Annotated in this window: 19 protein-coding genes; 5 read left to right on the top strand and 14 right to left on the bottom strand. The window is 70.6% G+C overall.

Going from position 1 to position 21564, the window contains the following annotated elements; genetic code table 11:
* Nucleotides 1–2 precede the first annotated feature (2 nt).
* A complete protein-coding gene (gene cysQ, locus Sp245p_RS07270; protein WP_014240596.1) occupies nt 3–776 on the top strand; it encodes a 3'(2'),5'-bisphosphate nucleotidase CysQ in 774 nt (257 codons plus the stop codon).
* Nucleotides 770–1567, top strand: a complete 798-nt coding sequence (locus Sp245p_RS07265; RefSeq protein ID WP_014240595.1) for a ferritin-like domain-containing protein — start codon at nt 770–772, stop codon at nt 1565–1567. The genes cysQ and Sp245p_RS07265 overlap by 7 nt, the downstream gene beginning before the upstream one ends.
* 159 nt (nt 1568–1726) lie before the next feature.
* On the opposite strand, the gene Sp245p_RS07260 is transcribed toward Sp245p_RS07265, so the two are convergent.
* The 5 genes from Sp245p_RS07260 to Sp245p_RS07240 form a co-directional block, all read right to left on the bottom strand.
* The gene (locus Sp245p_RS07260; protein ID WP_109138435.1) at nt 1727–2116 is read right to left on the bottom strand and encodes a DUF6285 domain-containing protein; all 390 of its coding nucleotides are present in this window, start codon (nt 2114–2116) and stop codon (nt 1727–1729) included.
* On the bottom strand, nt 2116–3219 hold the full coding sequence (locus tag Sp245p_RS07255; RefSeq protein WP_109138434.1) for a phosphotransferase family protein: 1104 nt from the start codon (nt 3217–3219) through the stop codon (nt 2116–2118). The genes Sp245p_RS07260 and Sp245p_RS07255 overlap by 1 nt, the downstream gene beginning before the upstream one ends.
* A gap of 4 nt (nt 3220–3223) precedes the next feature.
* Nucleotides 3224–4420, bottom strand: coding sequence for an acyl-CoA dehydrogenase family protein (locus Sp245p_RS07250; RefSeq protein ID WP_014240591.1), 1197 nt, complete (start codon nt 4418–4420; stop codon nt 3224–3226).
* Nucleotides 4421–4452: 32 nt separating this feature from the next.
* The gene (locus tag Sp245p_RS07245) at nt 4453–5214 is read right to left on the bottom strand and encodes an SDR family NAD(P)-dependent oxidoreductase (RefSeq protein ID WP_014240590.1); all 762 of its coding nucleotides are present in this window, start codon (nt 5212–5214) and stop codon (nt 4453–4455) included.
* A gap of 139 nt (nt 5215–5353) precedes the next feature.
* Nucleotides 5354–6988: an acyl-CoA synthetase gene (locus Sp245p_RS07240; RefSeq protein WP_014240589.1), complete on the bottom strand. Its 1635-nt coding sequence runs from the start codon at nt 6986–6988 to the stop codon at nt 5354–5356.
* A gap of 241 nt (nt 6989–7229) precedes the next feature.
* Here Sp245p_RS07240 and Sp245p_RS07235 point away from each other — a divergent pair, with 241 nt between their 5' ends.
* Entirely contained in the window at nt 7230–7940 is a 711-nt protein-coding gene (locus tag Sp245p_RS07235) for a Crp/Fnr family transcriptional regulator (RefSeq protein ID WP_014240588.1), read from the top strand.
* 132 nt (nt 7941–8072) lie between these two features.
* Here the strand turns inward: Sp245p_RS07235 and Sp245p_RS07230 are convergent, their stop codons facing one another.
* The 3 genes from Sp245p_RS07230 to Sp245p_RS07220 all read right to left on the bottom strand — a co-directional run bounded on the left by Sp245p_RS07230 (nt 8073) and on the right by Sp245p_RS07220 (nt 13880).
* The gene (locus tag Sp245p_RS07230; protein WP_165359968.1) at nt 8073–10667 is read right to left on the bottom strand and encodes an SUMF1/EgtB/PvdO family nonheme iron enzyme; all 2595 of its coding nucleotides are present in this window, start codon (nt 10665–10667) and stop codon (nt 8073–8075) included.
* Nucleotides 10668–10812: 145 nt separating this feature from the next.
* Nucleotides 10813–12624, bottom strand: a complete 1812-nt coding sequence (locus Sp245p_RS07225; RefSeq protein WP_041811085.1) for an adenylate/guanylate cyclase domain-containing protein — start codon at nt 12622–12624, stop codon at nt 10813–10815.
* 83 nt (nt 12625–12707) lie between these two features.
* Nucleotides 12708–13880, bottom strand: a complete 1173-nt coding sequence (locus tag Sp245p_RS07220) for a DUF4384 domain-containing protein (protein ID WP_014240584.1) — start codon at nt 13878–13880, stop codon at nt 12708–12710.
* Nucleotides 13881–14235: 355 nt separating this feature from the next.
* On the opposite strand from Sp245p_RS07220, the gene Sp245p_RS07215 reads away from it, so the two are divergent.
* Nucleotides 14236–14460 carry a DUF1150 family protein gene (locus Sp245p_RS07215; RefSeq protein ID WP_014240582.1) on the top strand — a complete coding sequence of 75 codons (225 nt, stop codon included), beginning with the start codon at nt 14236–14238 and terminating at the stop codon, nt 14458–14460.
* A gap of 151 nt (nt 14461–14611) precedes the next feature.
* Here the strand turns inward: Sp245p_RS07215 and Sp245p_RS07210 are convergent, their stop codons facing one another.
* From Sp245p_RS07210 to Sp245p_RS07190, 5 genes are all read right to left on the bottom strand, one after another.
* Nucleotides 14612–14938: a hypothetical protein gene (locus Sp245p_RS07210; RefSeq protein WP_014240581.1), complete on the bottom strand. Its 327-nt coding sequence runs from the start codon at nt 14936–14938 to the stop codon at nt 14612–14614.
* A 25-nt stretch (nt 14939–14963) separates the two neighbouring features.
* Nucleotides 14964–15842: an OmpA family protein gene (locus tag Sp245p_RS07205; protein ID WP_109138431.1), complete on the bottom strand. Its 879-nt coding sequence runs from the start codon at nt 15840–15842 to the stop codon at nt 14964–14966.
* A 115-nt stretch (nt 15843–15957) separates the two neighbouring features.
* Nucleotides 15958–17538, bottom strand: a complete 1581-nt coding sequence (locus Sp245p_RS07200) for a DUF4384 domain-containing protein (RefSeq protein ID WP_014240578.1) — start codon at nt 17536–17538, stop codon at nt 15958–15960.
* Nucleotides 17539–17583: 45 nt separating this feature from the next.
* On the bottom strand, nt 17584–18162 hold the full coding sequence (locus Sp245p_RS07195) for a DUF4399 domain-containing protein (RefSeq protein ID WP_014240577.1): 579 nt from the start codon (nt 18160–18162) through the stop codon (nt 17584–17586).
* Between the two features lie 40 nt (nt 18163–18202).
* Nucleotides 18203–18652: a DUF4399 domain-containing protein gene (locus Sp245p_RS07190; protein WP_014240576.1), complete on the bottom strand. Its 450-nt coding sequence runs from the start codon at nt 18650–18652 to the stop codon at nt 18203–18205.
* A 245-nt stretch (nt 18653–18897) separates the two neighbouring features.
* Here Sp245p_RS07190 and Sp245p_RS07185 point away from each other — a divergent pair, with 245 nt between their 5' ends.
* Entirely contained in the window at nt 18898–20364 is a 1467-nt protein-coding gene (locus Sp245p_RS07185) for a mechanosensitive ion channel family protein (RefSeq protein WP_109138430.1), read from the top strand.
* Nucleotide 20365: 1 nt separating this feature from the next.
* On the opposite strand, the gene Sp245p_RS07180 is transcribed toward Sp245p_RS07185, so the two are convergent.
* Nucleotides 20366–21535 carry a DUF2336 domain-containing protein gene (locus tag Sp245p_RS07180; RefSeq protein ID WP_109138429.1) on the bottom strand — a complete coding sequence of 390 codons (1170 nt, stop codon included), beginning with the start codon at nt 21533–21535 and terminating at the stop codon, nt 20366–20368.
* Nucleotides 21536–21564 lie beyond the last annotated feature (29 nt).

Below are 21564 nucleotides of genomic sequence, written 5' to 3'. Positions count from 1 at the left end.
CCATGACCGACACCGCCGCGGCAAGCCTGCTGCCCAAGGTGCGGACCATCGCCCACGAAGCGGGTCAGGTGATCCTGCGCTTCTACAACGACGGCATCGACGCCGCCACAAAGGTCGACGGCAGTCCGGTCACCCAGGCCGATCTGGCCGCCGAGCATGTCATCACCCCGGCCCTTCACCATATCGCCCCCGGCATTCCGGTTGTCGCGGAGGAGGCCGTGGCCGCCGGGCACCGGCCGGACATTTCCGGCGGGCGGTTCTGGCTGGTCGATCCGCTCGACGGCACCAAGGAATTCATCAGCCGCAACGGCGAGTTCACCGTCAACATCGCCCTGATCGACGGCGGGCGTCCGGTCCTGGGCGTCGTCTACGCGCCGGCCACCGGCGATCTCTACGCCGCCTGCGGGGCCGGCACCGCCGTCCATTGGGTGGAGGGCCGCCACGACTACCCGATCCAGGTGCGCAAGCCGCCGCCCGACGGGCTGACCGTGGTCGCCAGCCGCTCCCACGGCAGCGGCAGCGAACTGGACGGCTTCCTCGCCGGCTACACGGTGAAGAACCGGGTGACCTGCGGCAGCTCGCTGAAATTCTGCACGGTGGCCTCGGGCAAAGCCGACCTCTACCCCCGCTTCGGCCCGACCAGCGAATGGGACACCGCCGCCGGCCACGCCATCCTCGCCGCCGCCGGCGGGCGGGTGGAGCAGCCCGACGGCTCGCCCTTTCTCTACGGCAAGGCCGACATCGTGAACCCCCATTTCGTTGCGTATGGATGGTGACGACTCTGTGTGACGCGGCCGTCGCGGTTCTGACCACCGCGGCGCCGCTGGAGAAGGTGCGCCTGACGCGGGACTACGCCGCGGCATGGCGCGATGGCCTCATTCCCGAGTTCGGCGCGCGGGTCCCGCCGGAGCGCCCCGCCCGTCCGGAGCGTCCGCCGCTGATGCTGCCCCGCGACATGCCCAAGCGCGGGCGCGGCGGCAGCGCACAGAACCGCCTCGCCCTGCTCCACGCGCTGGCCCACATCGAGCTGAACGCCATCGACCTCGCCTGGGACATCGTGTGCCGCTTCGTCGGCGAGGGGATGCCCAAGGGCTTCACCGACGACTGGGTGCAGGTCGCCGACGACGAGGCCCGGCATTTCCAGATGCTGGAGGAGCGGCTGAACCAGCTCGGCTCCGGCTATGGCGAGTTGCCGGCCCATGACGGGCTGTGGCAGGCCGCGACCACCACCGCCCACGACCTCGCCGCCCGGCTGGCCGTGGTGCCGATGGTGCTGGAGGCGCGCGGACTCGACGTCACCCCGGAAACCGTCCGCCGCCTGCGCGAGTTCGGCGACGCCGAGAGCGCCGCCCTGCTCCAGGTCATCCATGACGAGGAGATCACCCACGTCGCCGCCGGACGCCGCTGGTTCGGCCATCTCTGCGCCAAGCGCGGCGTGGACCCGGTGGAAACGTGGCAGGATCTGGTGAAGCGGTATTTCCGCGGCGGCCTGAAGAAGCCCTTCAACGTGACCAGCCGCCAAGCCGCCGACTTCGGTCCGGAATTCTACGAGCCGATTGCGGAGTGACGCCCATATCCTTCGCTTCCCTCTCCCGCCCCGGGAGAGGGAGGGGCCCACGCGTGGGAGGGTGAGGGTACCAGCAAGGATTGGTGGATCAATCCTCGCACAACCCTCACCCGGCCCTTCGGGCCACCCTCTCCCGGGACGGGAGAGGGAATACCTGATCTACCCCCGCAACAGCTTCGGATTGGCGATGCCCAGCCGGGCCTGGACGATTTCCTCCAGGCACTCCATCAGCACGTCCTGGCCGTGGTGGTCGAAGTCGCCCGCGGCGATCTCGATGCACAGCCGGTGCTGCAGGGCCTCCACCCGCTGGCGCAGGTCGGCGCCGGACAGGCTGTCGTCGGCGTCCTCGCCGTAGAGCAGGGCCAGCGCCGCCAGCATGGCGTGGCCGGCCTCGTCCGAGCCGGCCAGTTCGCGCTGCACGATGCCGAGCGCGTTGGCGATCATCAGCGCCGTGTAGCGCTGGGCCGGCGGGATGTGGGGAAGCAGGTCCGTCCGGAAGGTTTCCGCGACGATGCTCAGCAATTCCTGGACGTCGGGGCTGGTGCGCATCAGGCGACCCTTTCTTCGTCGGCATCGCCGGACGGTTCGGCACCCACCGCCGCCGGGGCGGACGCCGTCAGCCCCAGCCCACGGATGTGGCGCAACAAGTCCAACTCGATCTCCGGCAGCATCCGCCCGGTCAAAGCCAGCTCCAGCGACGGCTCCTCCCCCGACGTGTGGCGGCGTCCCTGGAGGACCGCGATGGCCGCCCAGCGCATGTAGGCGGCGGTTTCCCAATAGGCCACCGCCTGCGGGTCCACCCGGCGGCCCGAGGTCTCCTCGTAACCGGCGTAGAAGTCCTCCCGACCGGCCAGCCCGCCCGCCTCGCGGTCGTGGCGCCCGAACCGCCAGGAGCGGGCGCAGAACCAGCCGAGATCCTCCATGGGATCGCTGAATCCCGCGAATTCCCAATCCAGGATGGCGGTCAGGCCGCCGTCCTTCACCAGATAGTTCCCGGTGCGGTAGTCGCGGTGGCACAGCACCAGATCGCCCGGCGGCGGCGCGTGAATTTCCAGCCAGCGCAGGCCCCAGGCCAGAACGGCGTCGCGCAGCGCCAGATCGCCCAGCCAGTCGCGGTAGGCGTGGACGCAGTCGAGCGCCGGCGACGCGGCCGGCACCGGCAGATCCTCCAGCCCCGGCGTGTCCGGCCCGGCCTTGTGCAGGCGGCCGAGTTGCCGGCCAAGCTCGCGGGCGAGCCCGCGCTGCGGCTGGTCGGCTTTCACCACCTTGTGCCCGGCCCCGATGCCCTCGGCGCGGCGCATGATGTAGAAGTCGGCGCCGAGAACCGCCGGGTCGCCGCAAGCGGCGATGGGTTCGGGCGCCGCCACCCCGGCGCCGAAGGCGGCGCGCAGCACGGCGAACTCCTGCGCCTTGGAAATGCTGGCCTTCATGCCGGACGCCGCCGCGCCGCCGCCCGGCTGGGCACGCAGCACGCAGGCGTGCCGCCCGGCCTGCGGCCCGCCATCGATGTCCAGAGTCACCGCGAGGTTGAGCGAGATGGCTCCCCCGCCCAGGGTGCCTTCGTCGGCCACCGACACGCGCGTCGCGCCAGTCGCCCCGGCCAGCCACGATTCCAGCCGCGGCCGGCTTTCCCCGTCGATCAGTGCGCCCATCCCATCACCCCCAGGCCCAGAAGCCGTCGCCCTCGTCCATGTAGAATCGCGCCAGGACCATCTTGTGGACCTCCGACGCCCCGTCCACCAGCCGGGCCTGCCGAGCGTAGCGGTACATCCACTCCAGCGCCGTGTCCTTCGAATAGCCCCTGGCCCCGCAGAGCTGGATGGCCGTGTCCACCGCCTTGTGCAGCGTGTCGGCGACATGGACCTTGGCCATCGACACCTCCTTGCGGGCGAAGTCGCCGCGGTCGAGCTGCCACGCCGCCTTCATGACCAGCAGCCGCCCGATCTCGATCTGCATGGCGACGTCGCCCATCATCCACTGCACGCCCTCGTGCCCGGCGAGCGTGGTGCCGAAGCTCTCGCGCTCGCGCACATAGGCGGCGGCGATCTCCATGGCCCGCTTCGACAGGCCGGTCCAGCGCATGCAATGGGTCAGCCGCGCCGGGCCGAGGCGGATCTGCGTCGCCTTGAGCCCGTCGCCGACGGTCATCAGGACGTTCTCGTCGGAGACCTCCAGCCCGTCGAAACGCAGCTCGCAATGGCCGCCATGCTCCTCCGGCCCCATGATCGGGATGCGGCGGACGATCTCCCAGCCGGGCTGGTCCTTGTCGAACAGAAAGGCGGTCAGCCCCTTGCGCTTGTCGTCGGAGGTGCGGGCGATCAGGATGAAATGCTGCGCCTCGCCCGCCCCGGTGATGAACCATTTATGGCCGGAGATCACCCAGCGGTCGCCCTTGCGCTCCGCCCGGGTCTTCATCATCGACGGGTCGGAACCGCCGCCGGGATGCGGCTCGGTCATCGCGAAGGCGGAGCGCACCTTGCCCTCGACGATGGGCTGGAGCCAGCGCTCCTTCTGCGCCTCGGTCGCGACCTTGTTGAGAAGCTGCATGTTGCCGTCGTCAGGGGCGGCGCAGTTGAAGCAGACCGGCCCGAAGATGGAGCGGTTCATCTCCTCGTAGGCGGCGGCCATGCCGACGATTCCCAGCCCCTGCCCGCCGCGCTCCACCGGCATCTGCGGCGCCCACAGCCCGGCGGCCTTCACCTCCCCGCGCAGGCGCTCCAGCAGGGCGGGCGCGATGTTCTCGTGCGCGTCGTAGGAGGCCGGGTCCGCTTCCAGCGGCAGGATGCGCTCCTCCACGAAGGCGCGCACGCGGCGGCGGAATTCCTCGATCGGCGGGGGCAGGCTGAAATCCATCGGTTCGGGTCCTCTCCGTCGTTTTTTCTTGATTACAGGGTGCTGACTAGATGCCCGCCGTCCACCGGCACCACCGCTCCGGTCATGTAGGCCGACGCGTCGGAGCAGAGCAGCAGCAGCGGCCCGTCGAGGTCCGCCAGCCGTCCCAGCCGCCGCTGCGGCACCCGCCGGATCAGCGCCTGCCCGGCGTCGGTCGCCAGGAAATCGCGGTTCAGGTCGGTTTCCATGTAGCCGGGGGCCAGCGCGTTGACGCGGATGCCGTAACGCGCCCATTCCAGGGCCACCGCCTGGGTCATCTGCACCAGCCCGGCCTTCGACGCGGTGTAGGCCACGACATGGCCGGCCACCCGCAGCCCGAGGATGGAGGCGATGTTGACGATCGACCCGCCCCGCCCCTGCTCCCTCATCACGCGCGCCGTCTCCTGCGCGGTGAGGAAGGCGCCCTTCAGGTTGGTGTCGATGACGCGGTCCCACTCCTCCTCCGCGTAATCCAGCGCGGGCTTGGCGACGGTGGCCCCGGCGTTGTTGACGAGGATGTCCAGCCCGCCGAGCGCACCCGCCGCCTCGCGGACGCCGTTGCGGACGGAGGCAGCGTCGGTGACGTCCAGCGGCACGGCGATGGCCTGCCCGCCCGCCGCTTCGATCTCGGCGACGGCGGCGTCCAGGCTCTCGCGCCGCCGCGCAGCCAGAGCGACGCGGGCGCCCGCCGCAGCCAGCACACCGGCGAAGTGACGGCCCAGGCCGGCGGAGGCCCCGGTGACCAGGGCGGTGCGGTTGGTGAGAGGGAAGGTCATGGAAGTCCTGAGTTTGTGAAGGTGGGGTTCATGCGTCGGGTCCCCTCCCTACCCCTCCCCCGCTTCGCGAGAGAGGGAACGGCTCCTCCCCCTGCGCAGCGGGGGGAGGTTGGGAGGGGGGCCCGATGCGACCTCTCCCTCACAACCCCCTCGCCTGCTCGCGCAGCACGAACTTCTGGATCTTCCCGGTCGAGGTCTTCGGCAGGGCCCCGAACACCACCGTCCGCGGCGTCTTGAAGTGGGCGAGATGGTCGCGGCACCAGCCGATCACCTCGGCCTCGCTCACCCGCCCCTCCGATCCCGGCTTCAGCGTGACGAAGGCACAGGGAGTCTCGCCCCATTTCGCATCGGGACGGGCGACGACGGCGGCCTCCATGACGTGGGGGTGCTTGTAGAGGACCTCCTCGACCTCCAGCGAGGCGATGTTCTCGCCGCCGGAGATGATGATGTCCTTGGCGCGGTCCTTGATCTCGACGTAGCGGTCGGGGTGGAGGACGGCGAGGTCGCCGGTGTGCAGCCAGCCGTCGCGCAACGCCTCGTCGGTCGCCGCCGGGTTCTTCAAGTAGCCCTTCATCACCGTGTTGCCGCGCAGCGCCAGTTCGCCCAGCGTCTCGCCGTCGGCGGGCACCTCGCGGCCGGTGTCGGGGTCCAGCACGGTCTGCTCGGACATGGTGACGTTGGGCACGCCCTGGCGGGCCATCTTCACCGCCCGCTCCTCCAGCGGCAGCTCCGCCCAGGCCTCCTGCCACGCGCAGCCGGTGGAGGGGCCGTAGCATTCCGTCATGCCGTAGAGGTGGGTCAGGCGGAAGCCCATCCGCTCCATGCCCGCGATCACCGCGCTGGGCGGCGCGGCGCCGCCGGTCGCCACCTGCACCGGGCCGTGGTCGAAGGCGCGCTTCACCGCGTCCGGCGCGTGGATCAGCATGGTCAGCACGACCGGCGCGCCGCAAAGATGGGTGACCTTCTCCTCGGCGATCAGGCGGAAGATCGCCGCCGGGTCGACGGCGCGCAGGCAGACATGGGTCGCCCCGACCGCCGTCACCGCCCAGGGGTAGGTCCAGCCGTTGCAGTGGAACATGGGCAGCGTCCAAAGATAGACGCTGTCCGGCCGCAGCCCGAAGGTGATGACGTTGCCGAGCGCGTTCAGATGGGCGCCGCGGTGATGGTACAGCACACCCTTGGGGTTGCCCGTGGTGCCGGAGGTGTAGTTGAGCGCGATGGACTCCCACTCGTCCTCCGGCCTGCGCCAGGGCGCCTCGGGGTCGCCGGTCTTGAGGAAATCCTCATACTCCAGATCGCCCACCGGGTCGGCGTCCTGCGCCGCCGGGTCGTCGATCCACACCACCCGCGGCGGGGCCGTCATGCGCTCCAGCGCGGCGCGGGCCACCGCGGACAGGCCGCGGTCCACCAGGAACAGGCGGCTCTCGGCGTGCTCCAGGATGAAGGCGACGGCGGGCGGGTCGAGCCGCGTGTTGATGGCGTTCAGCACCGCACCGGCGCCGGGAACGCCGAAATGCGCCTCAAGCATCGCCGGGGTGTTGAAGGCCAGGACCGACACCACCTCCCCCGGCCGGACGCCGGCCCGGCTCACCGCGGAGGCCAGCGCGCGGGCGCGGTGTTCAACCTCCAACCAGCTCCGCCGCAACGGGCCGTAGACCACGGCGGTCTTGTCCGGATAGACCATCGCGGAGCGGCGCAGGAAGTCCAGCGGCGTCAGCGGCACATGGTTGGCCGTGCGCCTGGACAGCTCTGCGGACGGAGTGGTGGCGTCCACGCTCGTCTCCTTCCCTGTTCTGCGGTCCCTGCTTTTATGAACCGGCGCCTTACATCGAACGCCTTGCCAACGATGGTAGTCACGAACCATTGGGCAGAACAAGTTTCACCTTTGGTCGGTCCCGTCCCCAATGCCCGCAAGAACGTGGCAGGGACGGGCGAGCGCGTTACCGCCTCTGGCGCCGCGGTTGCGAGCCGTCCGCCCGCTACACTGTCCGGCATCGAGCCGTATGGGGGCGACCATGACGACGGTGCGGATCGCGTTCGACAAGGAACTGGTGCTGTCCGGGCATTTCCTGCTGAAGCATCTGGAGAAGCCGGAACTGCAACGCCTCGCCGCCAGCGCCCGGCTGGCCTATTTCCGGCCCGGCGCGGTCATCTTCCAGAAGGGCGACCCCGGCGACAGCATGATGGCGGTCATCCGCGGGCGGGTGAAGATCTGCTCCCACTCCACCGACGGCAAGGAGCTGGTGCTGAACATCATCAACAAGGGCGGTCTGTTCGGCGAGATCGCCCTGCTCGACGGCGAGCCGCGGACCGCCGACGCCGTGGCGCTGGAGGAGACCGACCTGCTGGTGCTCGACCGCTCGAAGTTCGTGCCGCTGCTCAACGAGCGCCCGGCGGTGGCGCTCCAGCTCATCACGGTGCTGTGCAAGCGCCTGCGCCAAACCAGCGAGCATCTGGAGGACACGCTGTTCCTGGAGGCGTCGTCGCGCTTCGCCCGCGCGCTGATGCGGCTGGCTGACGTGTTCGGCAAACCGGCGCCGGGCGGGCTGAAGCTGGACATCAAGCTGTCGCAGCAGCAGCTCGGATGTCTGGTGGGCGTCTCGCGGGAGAGCATCAACAAGCTGCTGGGCGAATGGCAGCGCAACGGCGTGATCGCCGTGGAGTCGGGGCGGATCACCCTGCTCGACCGCGACGCGCTGGAGGAGATTGCCGAGGCGAATGGATAGAGGTGTCGCGTCGGGCCCCCACCCCGGCCCTCCCCCGCTGGGCGGGAGAGGGTGCCTTCTGCGAAGCGTCATCTGTCCCCTCCCCTGCGTTAGCGGGGGAGGGTTAGGGTGGGGACACGACCCAACCACTCCTCAATTTAACTCCCGCAGCACCCGCACCCCGTTGTTCAGGTACCGCACGTCGGGATCGTAGAACAGCCGCGCCGTGTCGGTGATGTCAGCCAAGCCGCCCCGCCACGACCCGCCGCGCAGCACGCGCTCCCGGCAGTTGGCCGGCGTCCAGGCGCTGCCGTCCGTCGGCGCGCCCGCATAGTCGGCGTGCCAGCAGTCGGCGACCCACTCCGCCACCCCGCCGTTCATGTCGTGCAGGCCGAAGGGGTTCGGCTTGTAGCTGCCGACCGAGGCCGGGGTGAGCCGCTCCTGCGCCCCGCCGCAGTCCTTGCAGTTGGCGAGCGTCCCCGTCTGCCCGTCCCACCAGTAGCGGCCGGTCGTGCCGCCGCGCGCCGCGTATTCCCACTCCGCCTCGGAGGGCAGGCGGTAGCGCTGGCCGGTCTTCTGGCTCAGCCACTTTGCGTAGGCCTGGGCCTCCAGCCAGGAGATGTTGTGGATCGGGGTGCTGTCGGTGGGCTTGGTCATGCGCGGCATGCCGCCGGTGCAGCCGCCGCCCTCGACGCAGGCGCGCCATTCGGCCACCGTTACCTCGTAGGCGCCGAGCGCGAAGGGTTTGGCGATGGTCACCTTGTGCACCGGACGTTCGGAGCGGTCGCCCTGGTCGCTGCCCATGCTGAAGCTGCCGGGCGCGATGCGCACCATCACCGGGCAGTCCGGGCAGTCCTGGAAGCTGGCCGACTTGCTGTGGTTGCGCACCGCGCTGTTCCCGTTGCCGCTCGGGGGCGCCGCGGCCAGCTGCTCCGGCGCTGGAACTGGCGCTGGCACTGGCTGCGGCGGTGTCGGCGGGGGCGGTGCCGCCGCCTCGACGACCGGTGTTGGGGCCGGGGCCGGGGTCAAAGCCGGAGGAGGAGCCGATTGGGCCGGTGGCGGCGGCCGAACCGACGCGACCTCCGGCGGCTTGGCGGCGGGGGTGAGCGCGCCCAGCTTCTCGCGCGCCGGCTTGGCGTAGGCGCCGTTGCCGAACAGGCGCAGGAAGGCCTCGAAGTCGGCGGGCTCGCGGCTGCCCCTGACCATCTGCCACAGCGATTCCTCAAGCGCCGGCGCAGCCGGAGCGGTTCCCGGCGGGGCGATCTCCAGCGTCACGGTGCCGGTGGCCTTGCCGCCCTTGCCGTCCTCCACCTGATAGGTGAAGGCGCCGGCGGCACCCGGCCGTTCCTGCTCCGGATCGAAGGTCAGCCGGGTCAGCCCCTCGGCCGGCAAGCGGTCGCCGGGGCGGATCAAGGTGGCGCCGTCGCGCACCTTGCCGCGGTCGGGCACGGCGGTGACGGTGATGGTCAGCGGGTCGCCGTCGGGGTCCACCGGCGCCTCGATCGCTAGGCGATTCGGCAGGGCGCGGATGGTGCGCGCACCGGCCACCACCGGCTCACGGTTGCTCGGCTTGATGGTGATCGCCACGCCGCCCCGCACCATGCCGCCCCGCCCGTCCATGATCGCGAAGTCGAAGCGCCCGGCGTCGCCCACCACCGTCGCATCCGGCTTGAAGCTGGTGGCGGCGAGTTGCTCCACCGTCAGGTAGTCGCCGATCAGCACGATGCGGTCGCCGATGCGCACGCTGCCGCCGCGCGGCAGGCCGGAGATCTGGGCGAAGAGCTGGTCGTCGTCGGGATCGGTCGGGCGCCCGATGCGCAGCGGTTCGGCGTCGGCGCGGTCGGACAGCTCCAGCGGGCGGATCTCGCCGAGCACAGGCGGGCGGTTGGGCGGGCGCGGGTTGAAGTAGAAGGGCGCCGCCCCCAGCGAGCCGAAGATGTAGGGCTCCTGCCGCCCGTTGGTCGCCTGCCGCACGGTGTCGCGCACGTTGCGGAAGAACAGGCTCAACTCCAGCCCCGGCGTCTGGAGGTGCTGGAGCAGCGCGTCGGTGTAGGGGCTGTGGTCGCCCTGCCCGTCCTCGGCCAGCTGGTCGGCGCGGGTGGCCATGGCGACCAGCGTGTCGCTGGGCGTGTCGTCGACACGGGCGAAGCCGTAGTTGACCTGGATGCGGTTCTGCCCGGCCTGCTTCAGCCGGTCCACGAAGGGGTTGTTGCGGCAGGAGTCGAGCATCAGGATGCCCAGCTTGCGCGCCTGCGACAGCTCGCCCAGCATCAGGTTCAGCGGCATTGCTTCGTAGACGAGGTCGCGCTCGCGCTCCAACCTTGCGTCCGCCGGGACGATGTAGTTGTTGCCGCCCACCTGGATGCCGTGCCCGGCGTAGAAGATCACCGCCACGTCGGCCTGCGAGGCGCGGATGCCGAAGTCGCGCAACGCCCGCTCGAAGCCGCGGTTGTCCATGTCGAACTTCTCGTCCACGTCAAACTGCAGCTTGCGCAGGGCCTCGGCGATGGCCTTGGCGTCGTTGACCGGGTTCTGGAGTTCGGGGGCGAATTCGTACTTGCCGATGCCGACGACCAGCGCGATGCGCTTCTCCGGGGACTGGGAGGCCTGGGGTGATGGAGATTGAGAGGGAGCGGATTGGGCGGCCGCGCCCGGAGCCCACCCGAAGAGGCTCAGCAACAGCAGGACGAGGCCGAGCGACCAGAGGTCCCTGCCCAAACGATGCTGCGTCGAAGGTCCGTCGAACATCGGCCGGCTCCATGGTGGGAAGGCGGTTGCGCACCCCATACCCGGCACCTGTCGGCATAAAATTGCCAATTAGCCGATGTTAATATTTCGATTCCTGCGCACCAAGCGTTCATTCAGCCTAATCCCGAATACGGAGAAGGCCCGCTCACTCCCCGGCCTCCGCCGCGGGCCGCGCCTCCTCCCCCTCCCGGTCGAGGACCAGCCAGGCGCGGACCGCCTTGCGCTTGCCCTTCAGCGCCATCTCGCCCACCGGCAGTCCGGCCACCGTGCCCTGCACCGCCGTCCAAGTCGGCTCCCCGATGACGATCCGGCAATGGGGGGAGGAGCGCATATCAACCGTTTTGCCCAACGCCTCCAGCCGGGCCGCCGTGTTGGCGGTGTCGCCGAGCAGCGAATATTCCATGTGCCGCAGCCCGCCCAGGCTGCCCGCCACCAGCGGCCCTGTGTGGATGCCGACGCGGATGCCGATGGCCGGCAACCCCTCGGCCTGCCAGCGCTTGTTCAACTCCCGAAGCTCACGCCCCATCTGGATGGCGCATCGCACGGCGCGCTCGGCGTCGGCGTCGATCTCCGCCTGGGTGGTGCGGGCGACGGGAGCGCCGAAGACCGCCAGGATGGCGTCGCCGATGAAGCGCAGCACGATCCCGTCATGCGCCGCCACCACCCGCACCATGGCGTCGAGGTAGCCCTCCAGCCAGAGGATCAGCGGCTCCGGCTCCAGCGCCTCGCAGACGGTGGTGAAGCCCTCGATGTCGGAAAAGAAGACGGTGGCGGTCAGTTCCTGCGGACGGGGTCGCCCGCCGGCCAGGAAGGTCGCGCGCTCCCGCCAGATCTCCTCGGCGACGGGCTGGGAGACGTGGTTGGCGAACAGCTGCATCAGGCTGCGGCGGTCGGTGCGCTCCTTCAGCGACAGATGCGCGGTCATCGCGGCGATGCCGCCCAGCCACGCCGCCGACGGTGCCATCATCGCCACCAGCGGCCCGCCCTGGGCGAACAGCGCCAGCGCCGCCGCCCACAGGGCCAGCAGCCCGAGCAGGCTGGCCGGCACCAGCAGCCACACCGGCCAGCCGGCCACCGCCAATGCCACCCCTGCGGCGCTCAGCGCCAGCACCAGCGCGATCATCCAGCCGTCGGACAGGTCGCGGCTGGTCCGCCCGTCGAGGATCTGGGCCAGCGCGTGGGCCTGGATCTCCACCCCCGGCGTGGACAGGCCGGCGACCGACAGCGGCGTGCGGTGCTGGTCCACCCCGACCAGGACGGTGCCGACCACGGCGATCCGCCCGGCCAGCCAGCCGCGCGGCAGCATCCCCACCATGTCCGCCGGATAGGTCGGGAAGGGCGGCGCGTCCGGCGACGGGCGGGCGTGCCAGTCGATGCGGAAGGGCTCCACCGGGACCTCCCCCCCGGCCGCTCCTCCCGCAAGCTGGGCCATCCGCGCCGGAAAGCTGGGCAGCCCGTCCGGCCCGCGCGGCACATGCCAGCGCACCGTGCCGTCCAGCCGGTCCTTGGCAAGGTTGGCGTGGCCGTGCGGGATGCCGTCGAGGAAGCGCCCGAGGTAGCGGCGCTGCTCCTCCGTCAGCGGCGTGTCGCCGAGCGCGGTGATGGCGACCACCGGCACCGTGGCGCGCTGGATGCGCTGGCGCAGCCGCTCGTCGAGCGCCGGCAGGGTCGGCTGGTCGAACAGGATGTCCAGCCCGATCGCCCGCACACCCGCCGCCTCCAGCGTCCCCACCAGATCGGCGAGGAAGCCGCGGTCAACCGGCGACCGGCAGGCCAGCGCGGCGAACAGGTCCTCCCCCAGCGTGACCAGCACGATGCCGGGATGCTGCGGGGCCGGCGGCGTGAAGTAGGCGATGGCGAGGTCGCGGAAGCTCTCGTCGGCGGAGCGCAGGGGCGGCACCAGCCGGGTCAGCCCCAGCGCCGCCGCCGACACGCCGACCACCGCGGCCAAGCCCACCAGCCCTCTGGCCAGTCCTTTGGCGAGCCACGGGGCTTTTGCCCAGCTTGGCCTGCCCCCCGATGTCCCCAACGGCGGCGCCCTCACTCCACGCGCAGGATCACCTGCGCCATCACCAGTTCGGTCTGCTTCAGCGAGGCGAGCGTCCGTTCCAGCCGGGCCGCCGCCTCGTCGGACAGCGGCCGGAAGGCGTCCTGCCGCCCCGGCAGGTCGGCGCCCAGATCGCGCCCGGCGGCGAAGCAGCGCACCTCCTGGTCGGCGGACAGGCTCCCCGACCGCTCCGCGGCACGCAGCGGCACCGGCATGCGGTCGCCGGCCAGCGTCAGGGTGCGATGCCCCTCCACCAGCGAGCTGGCCGACGCCCCCGGCGGGTAGATCGGCGTCAGCTGGCCGCGCGTGTTGCGCAGGTAGCAGTAGAGATGCGCGTCCCGGTTCGTCTGGAGCACCAGCGTCACCGCCTCCCCGGACCGATAGGTCGGGTAGAGGCCGCGATCGGTGGCGAGATAGAGGTTCAGCGGCGCCACGCTGTCCCGCACCGGGTCCAGCAGAACCGCCGCCTGGGTGGCGCAGCCGGCACCAGCCAGCCGGACGGCCAACTCCGCGCCTTGCCCATCGGCACTGACCACGCGCAACGTCATGCTGTGGCGCACCCGCCCATCCGGCCCGGCGACGGAGACAGCGGTGCCGTCCGTCATCGGAAGCTCACGCGGCCAAGGCATCGTCACCCCCTTGTCCCAGCGCAGCGTGGCGGTGGCGCCGCGGTTTTCGTCACGCAGGGTGGCCGGAATCAGCGCCGGGTCGGCGGGCTTGCGCAGCAGCACCGTGCCGCCGGACTTCACGCATTGGGTTCCGGCCCGGCCAGGGTCGAGGGTGAAGACCTGCTCCTCCCCCTTCTGCATCGGGGTGCCGACCGCGCGGGCCGCGCCCAGGTCGGTCTGGAAGAAGCGCTCGCCGCCGACGAGGTTGCCGACGCCGGTCCAGCCCGAGGCGTCGGGCATGCGGTCCAGCGGCCCGTCGAACGGCCCCTTGATCCGCAGCATGCGTCCGTTGGCGAACAGGAACATGGCGTTGGCGCCGTCCGGCACATTGACCGCCGCGCCGTCAGGAACCAGTTGCCCCTGCGCGTAGCCTGGGGCGGTGGAGGCGACGACCACCGCCTGCTCCGCCGCCGCGCGGCCGGCGGTGACGCCGACCGCTCCGACGGCGGCCAGGGTCAGGGCCGCCGCCACGAGTCCGCTCAGGGTCCTGTGCGCCATGCTGGCCTCCACCGGCGGGGATCGCGGAATCATTGGCGTTTCCCGGACGCCTGTCCAGGCGGCGAAGGGGGAAGGACGGGGCTGCGGACCCGGCCCAAAGAAGGGCGGACGCCGTGAACGGACGGGCATGGTCGGACCTCCGAAATGATGCGCGCCGGCCAATTTGCCGGCCCGTCGAGGCTAGACGGCGAATGCGGTGGCGGCTGTGAGGTGCGGCACAAAGTTGCGCAGGAGTTGGCCCCCCTCCGACGTACTGAGTGTGGCGGGCTCCACAGCGCGGCCCGGTCCAGCCCCCTAGAGTGCTGGGCAGGACCGGCGCCCCGTTGGTCCGCCCCAGCGCCCGAGGAGACCGACCATGACCGACCGCCGCACCAAAGCCGACGCCGCCGAGGGTTTCGATGACCGCTTCGCCCGTCATGGAATCCTGGAAGTCGCCTATCTGCGGTCGGTGGAGATCGACGGCCTGCCCGCCTACGCCGTGTACGCCGCCAACGGCACCTGCCTGTGGCTGGACACCGACCGCGCTTCGGCGGGGGCGACGCTTCAGGAGCATGGAATGGAACTGGTCAGCGTGCATTGAGAGCGGAGGTGATGGGGGCATTGCCCCCACCCTCCCCGCTTCGCCGGTCCCCTCCCTCCCCCGCTTCGCAGGGGAGGGATTTTTTGTACATGCAGCACCAATTCCCTCCCCTGCGAAGCGGGGGAGGGTCAGGGTGGGGGCAATACTCCCATCATTCCTTCGGGCTCAACAGACACGACGTCCGGTTCCGCGTCACGATGGCGAGACTGTTCTCCGGCTCACCCGCCCGGCGGAAGCGCAACGCGTTCAACTGGCTGGCGACGCTGAGTGACAGGACGTTCAGATCGCTCTCGTCGATGATCTTCTCGCCGTCCTGCCAGCACTGGATGCGCACGCGGCCCTTGGGAACCCCGACGTCGATGCCGCCGGGCTGCACCCCCGCGTCGCTGCTCCTCTTGCGGACCACCGTCGCGTCGGCGGCGCCCCCGACGAGGGGGAGCGCCGCGATCGCCACCAGGAGAAGGAGTTTTCGGACCATGGCGCGCGTCCCCCTTCCCTCTCGGTCACTGGATGGGCCGGAACTCGACGCGCCGGTTGCGGCTGTCGGTCGGGTCGGGAGTCAGCGGCTGGCTCTTGCCCAGGCCGGCAATGGCAATGCGCTGCGGCTCGATGTGGTGGACGCGCACCAGATACTCGCCCACCGACACGGCCCGGCGCTCGGAGAGGGCGATGTTGTATTGCTCGCTTCCCACGGCGTCGGTGTGACCTTCGATGACGAGGCGGAGTTGCGGGTCTTGCGACATCAGCCCACCGACCGCGTCGACGTAGGAATAGAACTCCTTCGGCACGTCGGCGGAGTTGAAGGCGAAGTTGATGCGGAAGCCGAAGCCGTTGGTCGGGCGGGTCTCCGCCGGGGTCTCCGGCGCGGAGAGGGTGGCCGGCTGCACGCCGTTGGAGCGGCGCGGCGCGGCCGGCGGCGGGGCGACGGGCGGGGCCGCGGCCTCCTGCACGGGCGCGCGCTTGGGCTTGGGCTGGGGCGCCGGTTCCGGCTGCGCCACCGGCGCGGTCGGCGGGCTGTAGCTCTGTTGCGAGGTCGCCTGCTGCTGGGCCGGCGCGCCGTAGTTCACGCTGTCGGTCGGACGCGGGCGGTTGGCGCTGTTCATGCCGCCGCCGATGATCTCGATGCTGCGGGTGCGGATCTTCGGCTGCTCGCTGCCGTCCGTCGCAGGGGCCGCCGCGGGGCCGGGCTTCACCGCCTCGCGCAGCTCCTCCACGGTCGGCGGGCGCTCGAACATCATGACCCGATTGCCCCCGGAACCCTCGACGGTCTGCGCCCGCGCCGGGACCGCCATGCAGGCCAGGGCGATCATCGGCAGAGCCAAAGCGGGAAGCGCCACGCCGTTCAGCCGTCGGGCGATGGTCTTGGAGGTCGGTCGCGGCATCGGTGGTCTCCCATGATTCGGCGCCATGATCTGGCGTGGTGTTCTGCTGCCCCCTTCTCTACCCCCGCCCCCGTCCCCGCGCTGTGAGCCGGCCCACAATCCCTATCCCAAAGCCCTAACGTTGAGCCGACACGGCGGGCAGAACCTGCACGGCCATCTGCCGGCTGCGCACGTTGGTGCCCTGGATGCTGCCGTAGGCGCCCACCACGTCCGCCAGCGTCGCGCCGGGGATGGGCTGAAGGTCCTCGGTCTTGTAGCGGTCGGCGATGCGCGTACCGAGTTCGTCGGGGGAGACCACGCAGGCGATGGTCTCGGAGGCGCCGGGACGGTCCATGCGCAGGTTGAAGGGCTTCTGCGCTCCCGGCGGGACTTCCACCTGCTGGTTGGCCTGGACGAAGCTGTCGGGCTGGAAGCGGTTGGGGAAGATGCGGGCCACCGACCCGGCGGCGTCCTGGTAGTAGCAGTAGACGAAGCCGTTGGCCGTCGGCTGCACCTTGACCACCAGCGCCTCCCCGGCACGGTAGCGCGGCTGCGGCCCGCGGTCGGAACTGAGGACCAGATCAGGCGGCGCCCCGGCCGGTGCCGGCGTTGCGCGGGGCAACCCCTCCCCGCCCGCGTTCGACACCGATTGCAGGCGCGGCGCCCCCGGCCCCTTCTGGCCGCTGGGCTGGGCCAGCATGCGCTGGTAGAGGTCGAAGTCGATGCGCCCCGTGGCGATCAGGTCGTTGTCCGCCTGATAGCGGGAAATCGCGTCGCGGGTGCGCTCGTCGAGCTGGCCGCTGTCCGAGCCGTCGTAATAGCCCTCGGCCAGCAGGACGCGCTGGACGTAGGCGACGCGCTGCGAAGGCGCCATGCCGTCGAACCAGTCGCGCGCCTGGCCGGCGAAGGCCGGGTTGGTCTGGTCGATCCCCAAACATTGCCAGTAGGGGGTGCGGGTCATCTTGCCCAGCACCTCGATCGTGCTGAGTTCGATCAGCGTGCGCACTGCCTGATGCAGCCCCTCGGACTTGTTGAGCGAAACGTTGAAGGAGAGGCCGGCCTTGCCGATCACCGCCCCGGCATCCGCCCCTTTGCCCGACGAGATGATGGCGAGCGAATTGCTGGCCGACAGGCCGGGGATGATCTGGCGCGTCGCCAACTCCCCGATGTTCAAATCCACCGAGATCACCGACATCACCTGATCGGCGGAGATGCCGAGGTCGAAGGTCGGCAGGGAGATGCCGGCGCTGGCCGCCTCGCTCACCACATTGTCGTCGAGTTGGGTGATGGCCCCGCGCACGTAGTAGGACGGCGCGCGGAAGTTGGGCTGCACCCCGATCATCCAGTAGAGCGCGTTCACGTCGTCCAGCGTCGGCTCGAAATCGACGAAGCGGAAGGCGTTCGACCGCTCCGACATGCGCGACACGGCGGTGATCAGCATCTCCTTGGTGCCGCCGGCCACCCGGCCCGTGGCGTCGGGGATGCCGTTGGAGGTGATGAAGATGTCGCGCTTGCCATGGTTCCACATCAGCGTGTCCATGCAGCGCAGCGCCTCGCTGAAGTTGGACACGGTGCGCACGGGCGGGGTCTTCGGCTTCTGGACCACGGTCGCCTGTTCGCCCGAGGTGACGCAGGCCCCGAGGAGCAGGAGCAATGCGACCGCCGCCACTCTCGCGAAACCGGTGCGCCCGACAACTCCCGTCGCCTCAAATGCCATGGCCTCACTCCCTGGACGTTCAGCGGACTGGATCAGCGGGCCAGATCAGCGGACCGACACGCGTGTGCTGTCGCCGCCCGGACGCACGGTGATGGTGATCTTCTTGGACAGGATCGGCGGGTCGTGCGGGATGTGCTCCGCATCGCCCATCAGAAGCTGGAGCGTGTGCCGCCCCGGCGGCAGCTCCAGATAGGTTTCCGTCTGTCCCTTGCCGAAATGGATGTAGTTGCGGTTGTTGGGGATCGGCTCGTCCATCGGCGGCAGGTCGGTGTCCACCAGCAGGTGATGGTGGCCGGTGTTGTCCTTTCGCACGCCCGCCGGAGCGACGCCGAAGTTGCGCAGGCCGAACCACACCTTGAAGCGGCCCCTGACCACCTCGCCGTCGTTGGGCCAGCCGACGTAGATATAGACGTCCTTCGGCGCCGCCGTCCGTCCGGACTTCGCCGCATCGGGGGTCGAGGGCGTGCTTTCATGCTCGTGCCCTGGGCTGGCCGGCTGCGGGGTGTTGGTGGTGTCGGACAGCGGCTTGTCGAGCGGGTCGGCTTCCGGCGACGATTGCGCGGCCAGCGGCCCGGCGGCGAGCAGGACGGCCAGAAGGACCGGGACGGCGGCGGTGCGCATCATGACTTCCTCCCTGTCGCGCTCCCGTTGAGGGGCGATGCCCTTAAGGGACGATGATGGTGACCTTCTGCGACATGATCGGCGGGTCGTGCGGCACATGGTCCGCGTCGCCCAGGATCATCTGGAGCGTGTGCCGACCCGGCGGCAGCTCCAGCCGCACCTCCGTCTGGCCACCGCCGAAATGCAGCGACTGCTTGGTGTTCGGGATGGGTTCGTCGTAGGTGGCGAGATCGCTGTCCACCAGCAGATGGTGGTGCCCGGTGTCCTCCTTGCGGATGCCCGCCGGGGCGATGCCCATGTTCTGCAAGCCCATGCGGACCCACAGCTTTCCGCCGGAGATGGTGGTGCCGTTGGACGGCCACATGATGTAGGCGCGCGCCCCTTCCGGCGCCTTCACCCGTCCATTCGTGCTTTGAGCGTTCGCGCTTTGGGCCGACGCCGCGCCCGGCAACAGGAGCAGCGCGGCCGCCACGATCATGGCGGCATGAGGCATGGACACCTCGCTCTTCTGGCTCTTCTCTTTGGGAATTTCAATCTTATGCTTGGTGGGCGGACAATGTTCGCGGTTTTTCGGACCTCATCCTTTCTCTCTCCACCCTCCGAATATTAAGGAGCGAAGGCATTCCCCAACCACCCCATTTTGCGCGAAGACCGGGGCCGCTTCGCCTATTCCTATTTTGGGCTTGACGGTTCCGCCCGCGGTGCGAAGGTCACGGGGCAGGAGGTTGCCGGTCCCGCATGCCCGATTCATCCCGCCTCGCCCCGCTTCCCATCGGCCCCACCGGCGCGCCGCCGCGCCTCGGTTTGCGCCACCTGCTGGCCCCGGCGCTGCTGACTCTCGGGGCGGCCGGTCTGGCGGGGCAGCGTCCCTGGCTGTCCGGTCACATCGCCCCCATCGCGGGTGCCATGGTGGCGGATGCGCTGGCCTCGCTGCTCGCCGCCGTGGCGTGGCTGGGGGCGGCGTGGCTGGGGTCGCGGGTCATCGACCTCGTGGTGGCGCGCAACGCCCGCGCCACGCCGATGCCGCGCCTGCTGACCGACCTGCTGCGCGCGCTGCTCTACGGGCTGGCGGTGCTCGGCATCCTGGCCTTCGTGCTGGGGCAGCCGGTGACCGGGCTGGTCGCCACCTCCGGCGTGGTGTTCGCGGTGCTGGGCTTCGCGCTGCGCAACATGATCGCCGACATCTTTTCCGGCATCGCTCTGAACGTCGAGCATCCCTACCGCATCGGCGACTGGGTGGAGCTGACCCCCGGCGTCACCGGGCGGGTGGACGAGATCAACTGGCGGGCCACCCGGCTGGTCACTCTGGACGGCACGGCGCTGGTGGTGCCGAACGGGCTGGCCGCGGGCAACCGCATCACCAACTACAGCCAGCCCGGCAGCGGCTTCCGCGCCGGCGTGCCGGTGACCCTCGACGCCGAGGTGCCGGTGGCCCGCGCCAAGCGGATCATCCTGTCGGCCATCGTCTGCTGCGACGCCGTCCCCACCGAGCCGCGGCCCGACGTGGTGGTGGACGCGATCACGCTGAACGGCGTCACCTATCAGGCGCGATTCTGGGTGGCGGACTATTCCCGGCTGGCCGCGACCCGCGACGCCGTGGCGACCACCATCCTGGAGCATCTGGCCCGCGCCGGGCTGGAACCGGCCAGCCCCAAGCAGGAGATGCGCCGCCGCAGCAACCGCCCGCCGCCCTGTTCGGCGCTGGGGCTGGGGCGGGACCTGCTGTCCCACGTGGACCTGTTCGCCGCCTTCCGCCCTGAGGAGATCGACGAACTGGCCTCCGGCATGCATCTGCGCCATGTCGCCGCCGGGGAGGCGGTGGTCCGCCAGGACGAGACCGGGACCTCCCTCTTCCTGGTGGCCGAGGGCGCGCTGGACGTGCGCGGGGCCTTCGGAGGGCGGACGCTCCTGCTCGACCACATGGGGCCGGGCGATGTGTTCGGAGAAATGTCGCTGCTGACCGGCCAGCCGCGCAGCGCGTCGGTGATCGCCAACACCGACGCCGTGGTCTACGAGCTGGACAAGGAGGCGCTCGATCCCGTCCTGCGCCGCCGTCCGGAGTTGGCCGCCCGGCTGGCCGACCTGATGGGCCTGCGCCAGCGCCGCAACGACGCCCACCGCCGCGCCAGCGCCCCCGCCGCCGTAACCCAGACGACGACCGAGCATGACCTGTTGGCCCGGCTGAAGACGTTCTTCAGCCTGTGACTCAGCTGTTCAGCGGAGAGAAGGGCATCCCCGCCTGCTCCAGCGCCTTTTCGATCACCTCCGCCGAGGTCTGGTCGAACAGTTGCAGCAGCAGGTCGTCGATCTCCCGGTCCTGGCTGTTGCCGCAGGCGTCGAACAGGGTGGCGATGGCCTCCGTTTGGAAGCGCTCGCGCCCCTCGTCACCGCCGCGGTAGTCCAGCGCCTTCGCCACCGCGATGGCGACGCGGAAGGGCTTCAGCAGGGTGAAGGACAGGCCCGCCTTGGCGAACAGCCCCTTCAGCGCGTGCGGCCCGCCGTCCCAGGCGAGCTGACGGGCGTTCTCCGGCGGCAGGTTGGCGCGCACCGCGATCCCGGCGTCGAAGAGCGCGATCTCCCCGGCGCACAGCGCGCGGAAGAGCAGCGGCGCCGACAGCCGCCCGCGGATCAGCAGATGCCGGGCGAGAAGCTCCACGTCCGCCTCGCGCGGGGTCAGCGGCTTCAGGAGGAGCAGAGTCACCGCCTCCCGCGCCCGCTCCACCAGGATGCCGATCAGGCGGGGGTTGAGGCGATGGCTGCGGATCAGCCGGTTGCGGATCTCCTCCGACACGAAGAGGATCAGCTTCTCCACCACCGCCGCCGACAGGTCGGGCCGTGCCGCCATGGCCTCGTTCACCGTGGCGACGCCGCCCCAGCGGTCGAGCACGCTGTGCAGGGACGGCTCCGGGATGACGGCGCCCCGGTTGCGCAGAAGCTCCGTGATGACGATGACGTTGCCGTTGCGCACCAGCGCGTCGGACACCACGGGCGAGACGGAGCGGCGCCCGGCTATGGCCAGTTCCTTCGCCGGGCGCCGTTCGCGCAGGATGTCCAGGAGCAAGCCTTCGCTCAGCTTCTCCGCGTGGCGCAGGATGGGGAAGGCCACCCGGTCGACGTCGCGGGCCAGCTTCTCCGCCAGCCCCTCCGTCAGCAGGGAGGAGTTGTGGATCTGCCACGCCACCGCCTCGCGCACGGCGGTCACCGCGTCGGCGGCGAAGCGCTGCAGGATGTCCATGGCCAGCGCCCGCTCCGCCTCGGCGAGGTCCCCCGCCTCCAGGTCGCGCACCAGATGGGTCATGGTGTCGATGCGCGCCTGGGCGTCGGGCGCGGCCAGCAGGCGCTCGACATCCTTCTGGCTCAGGGACCGCTGTGACATGCGCTGGGTCTTCCGGAACGGACGCTCGG

This window comes from Azospirillum baldaniorum (genome assembly GCF_003119195.2).
In the GTDB taxonomy this organism is placed as follows: domain Bacteria; phylum Pseudomonadota; class Alphaproteobacteria; order Azospirillales; family Azospirillaceae; genus Azospirillum; species Azospirillum baldaniorum.
Note: the sequence above shows the minus strand (reverse complement) of the source record. Positions and strands in the feature narration are given on the sequence as shown.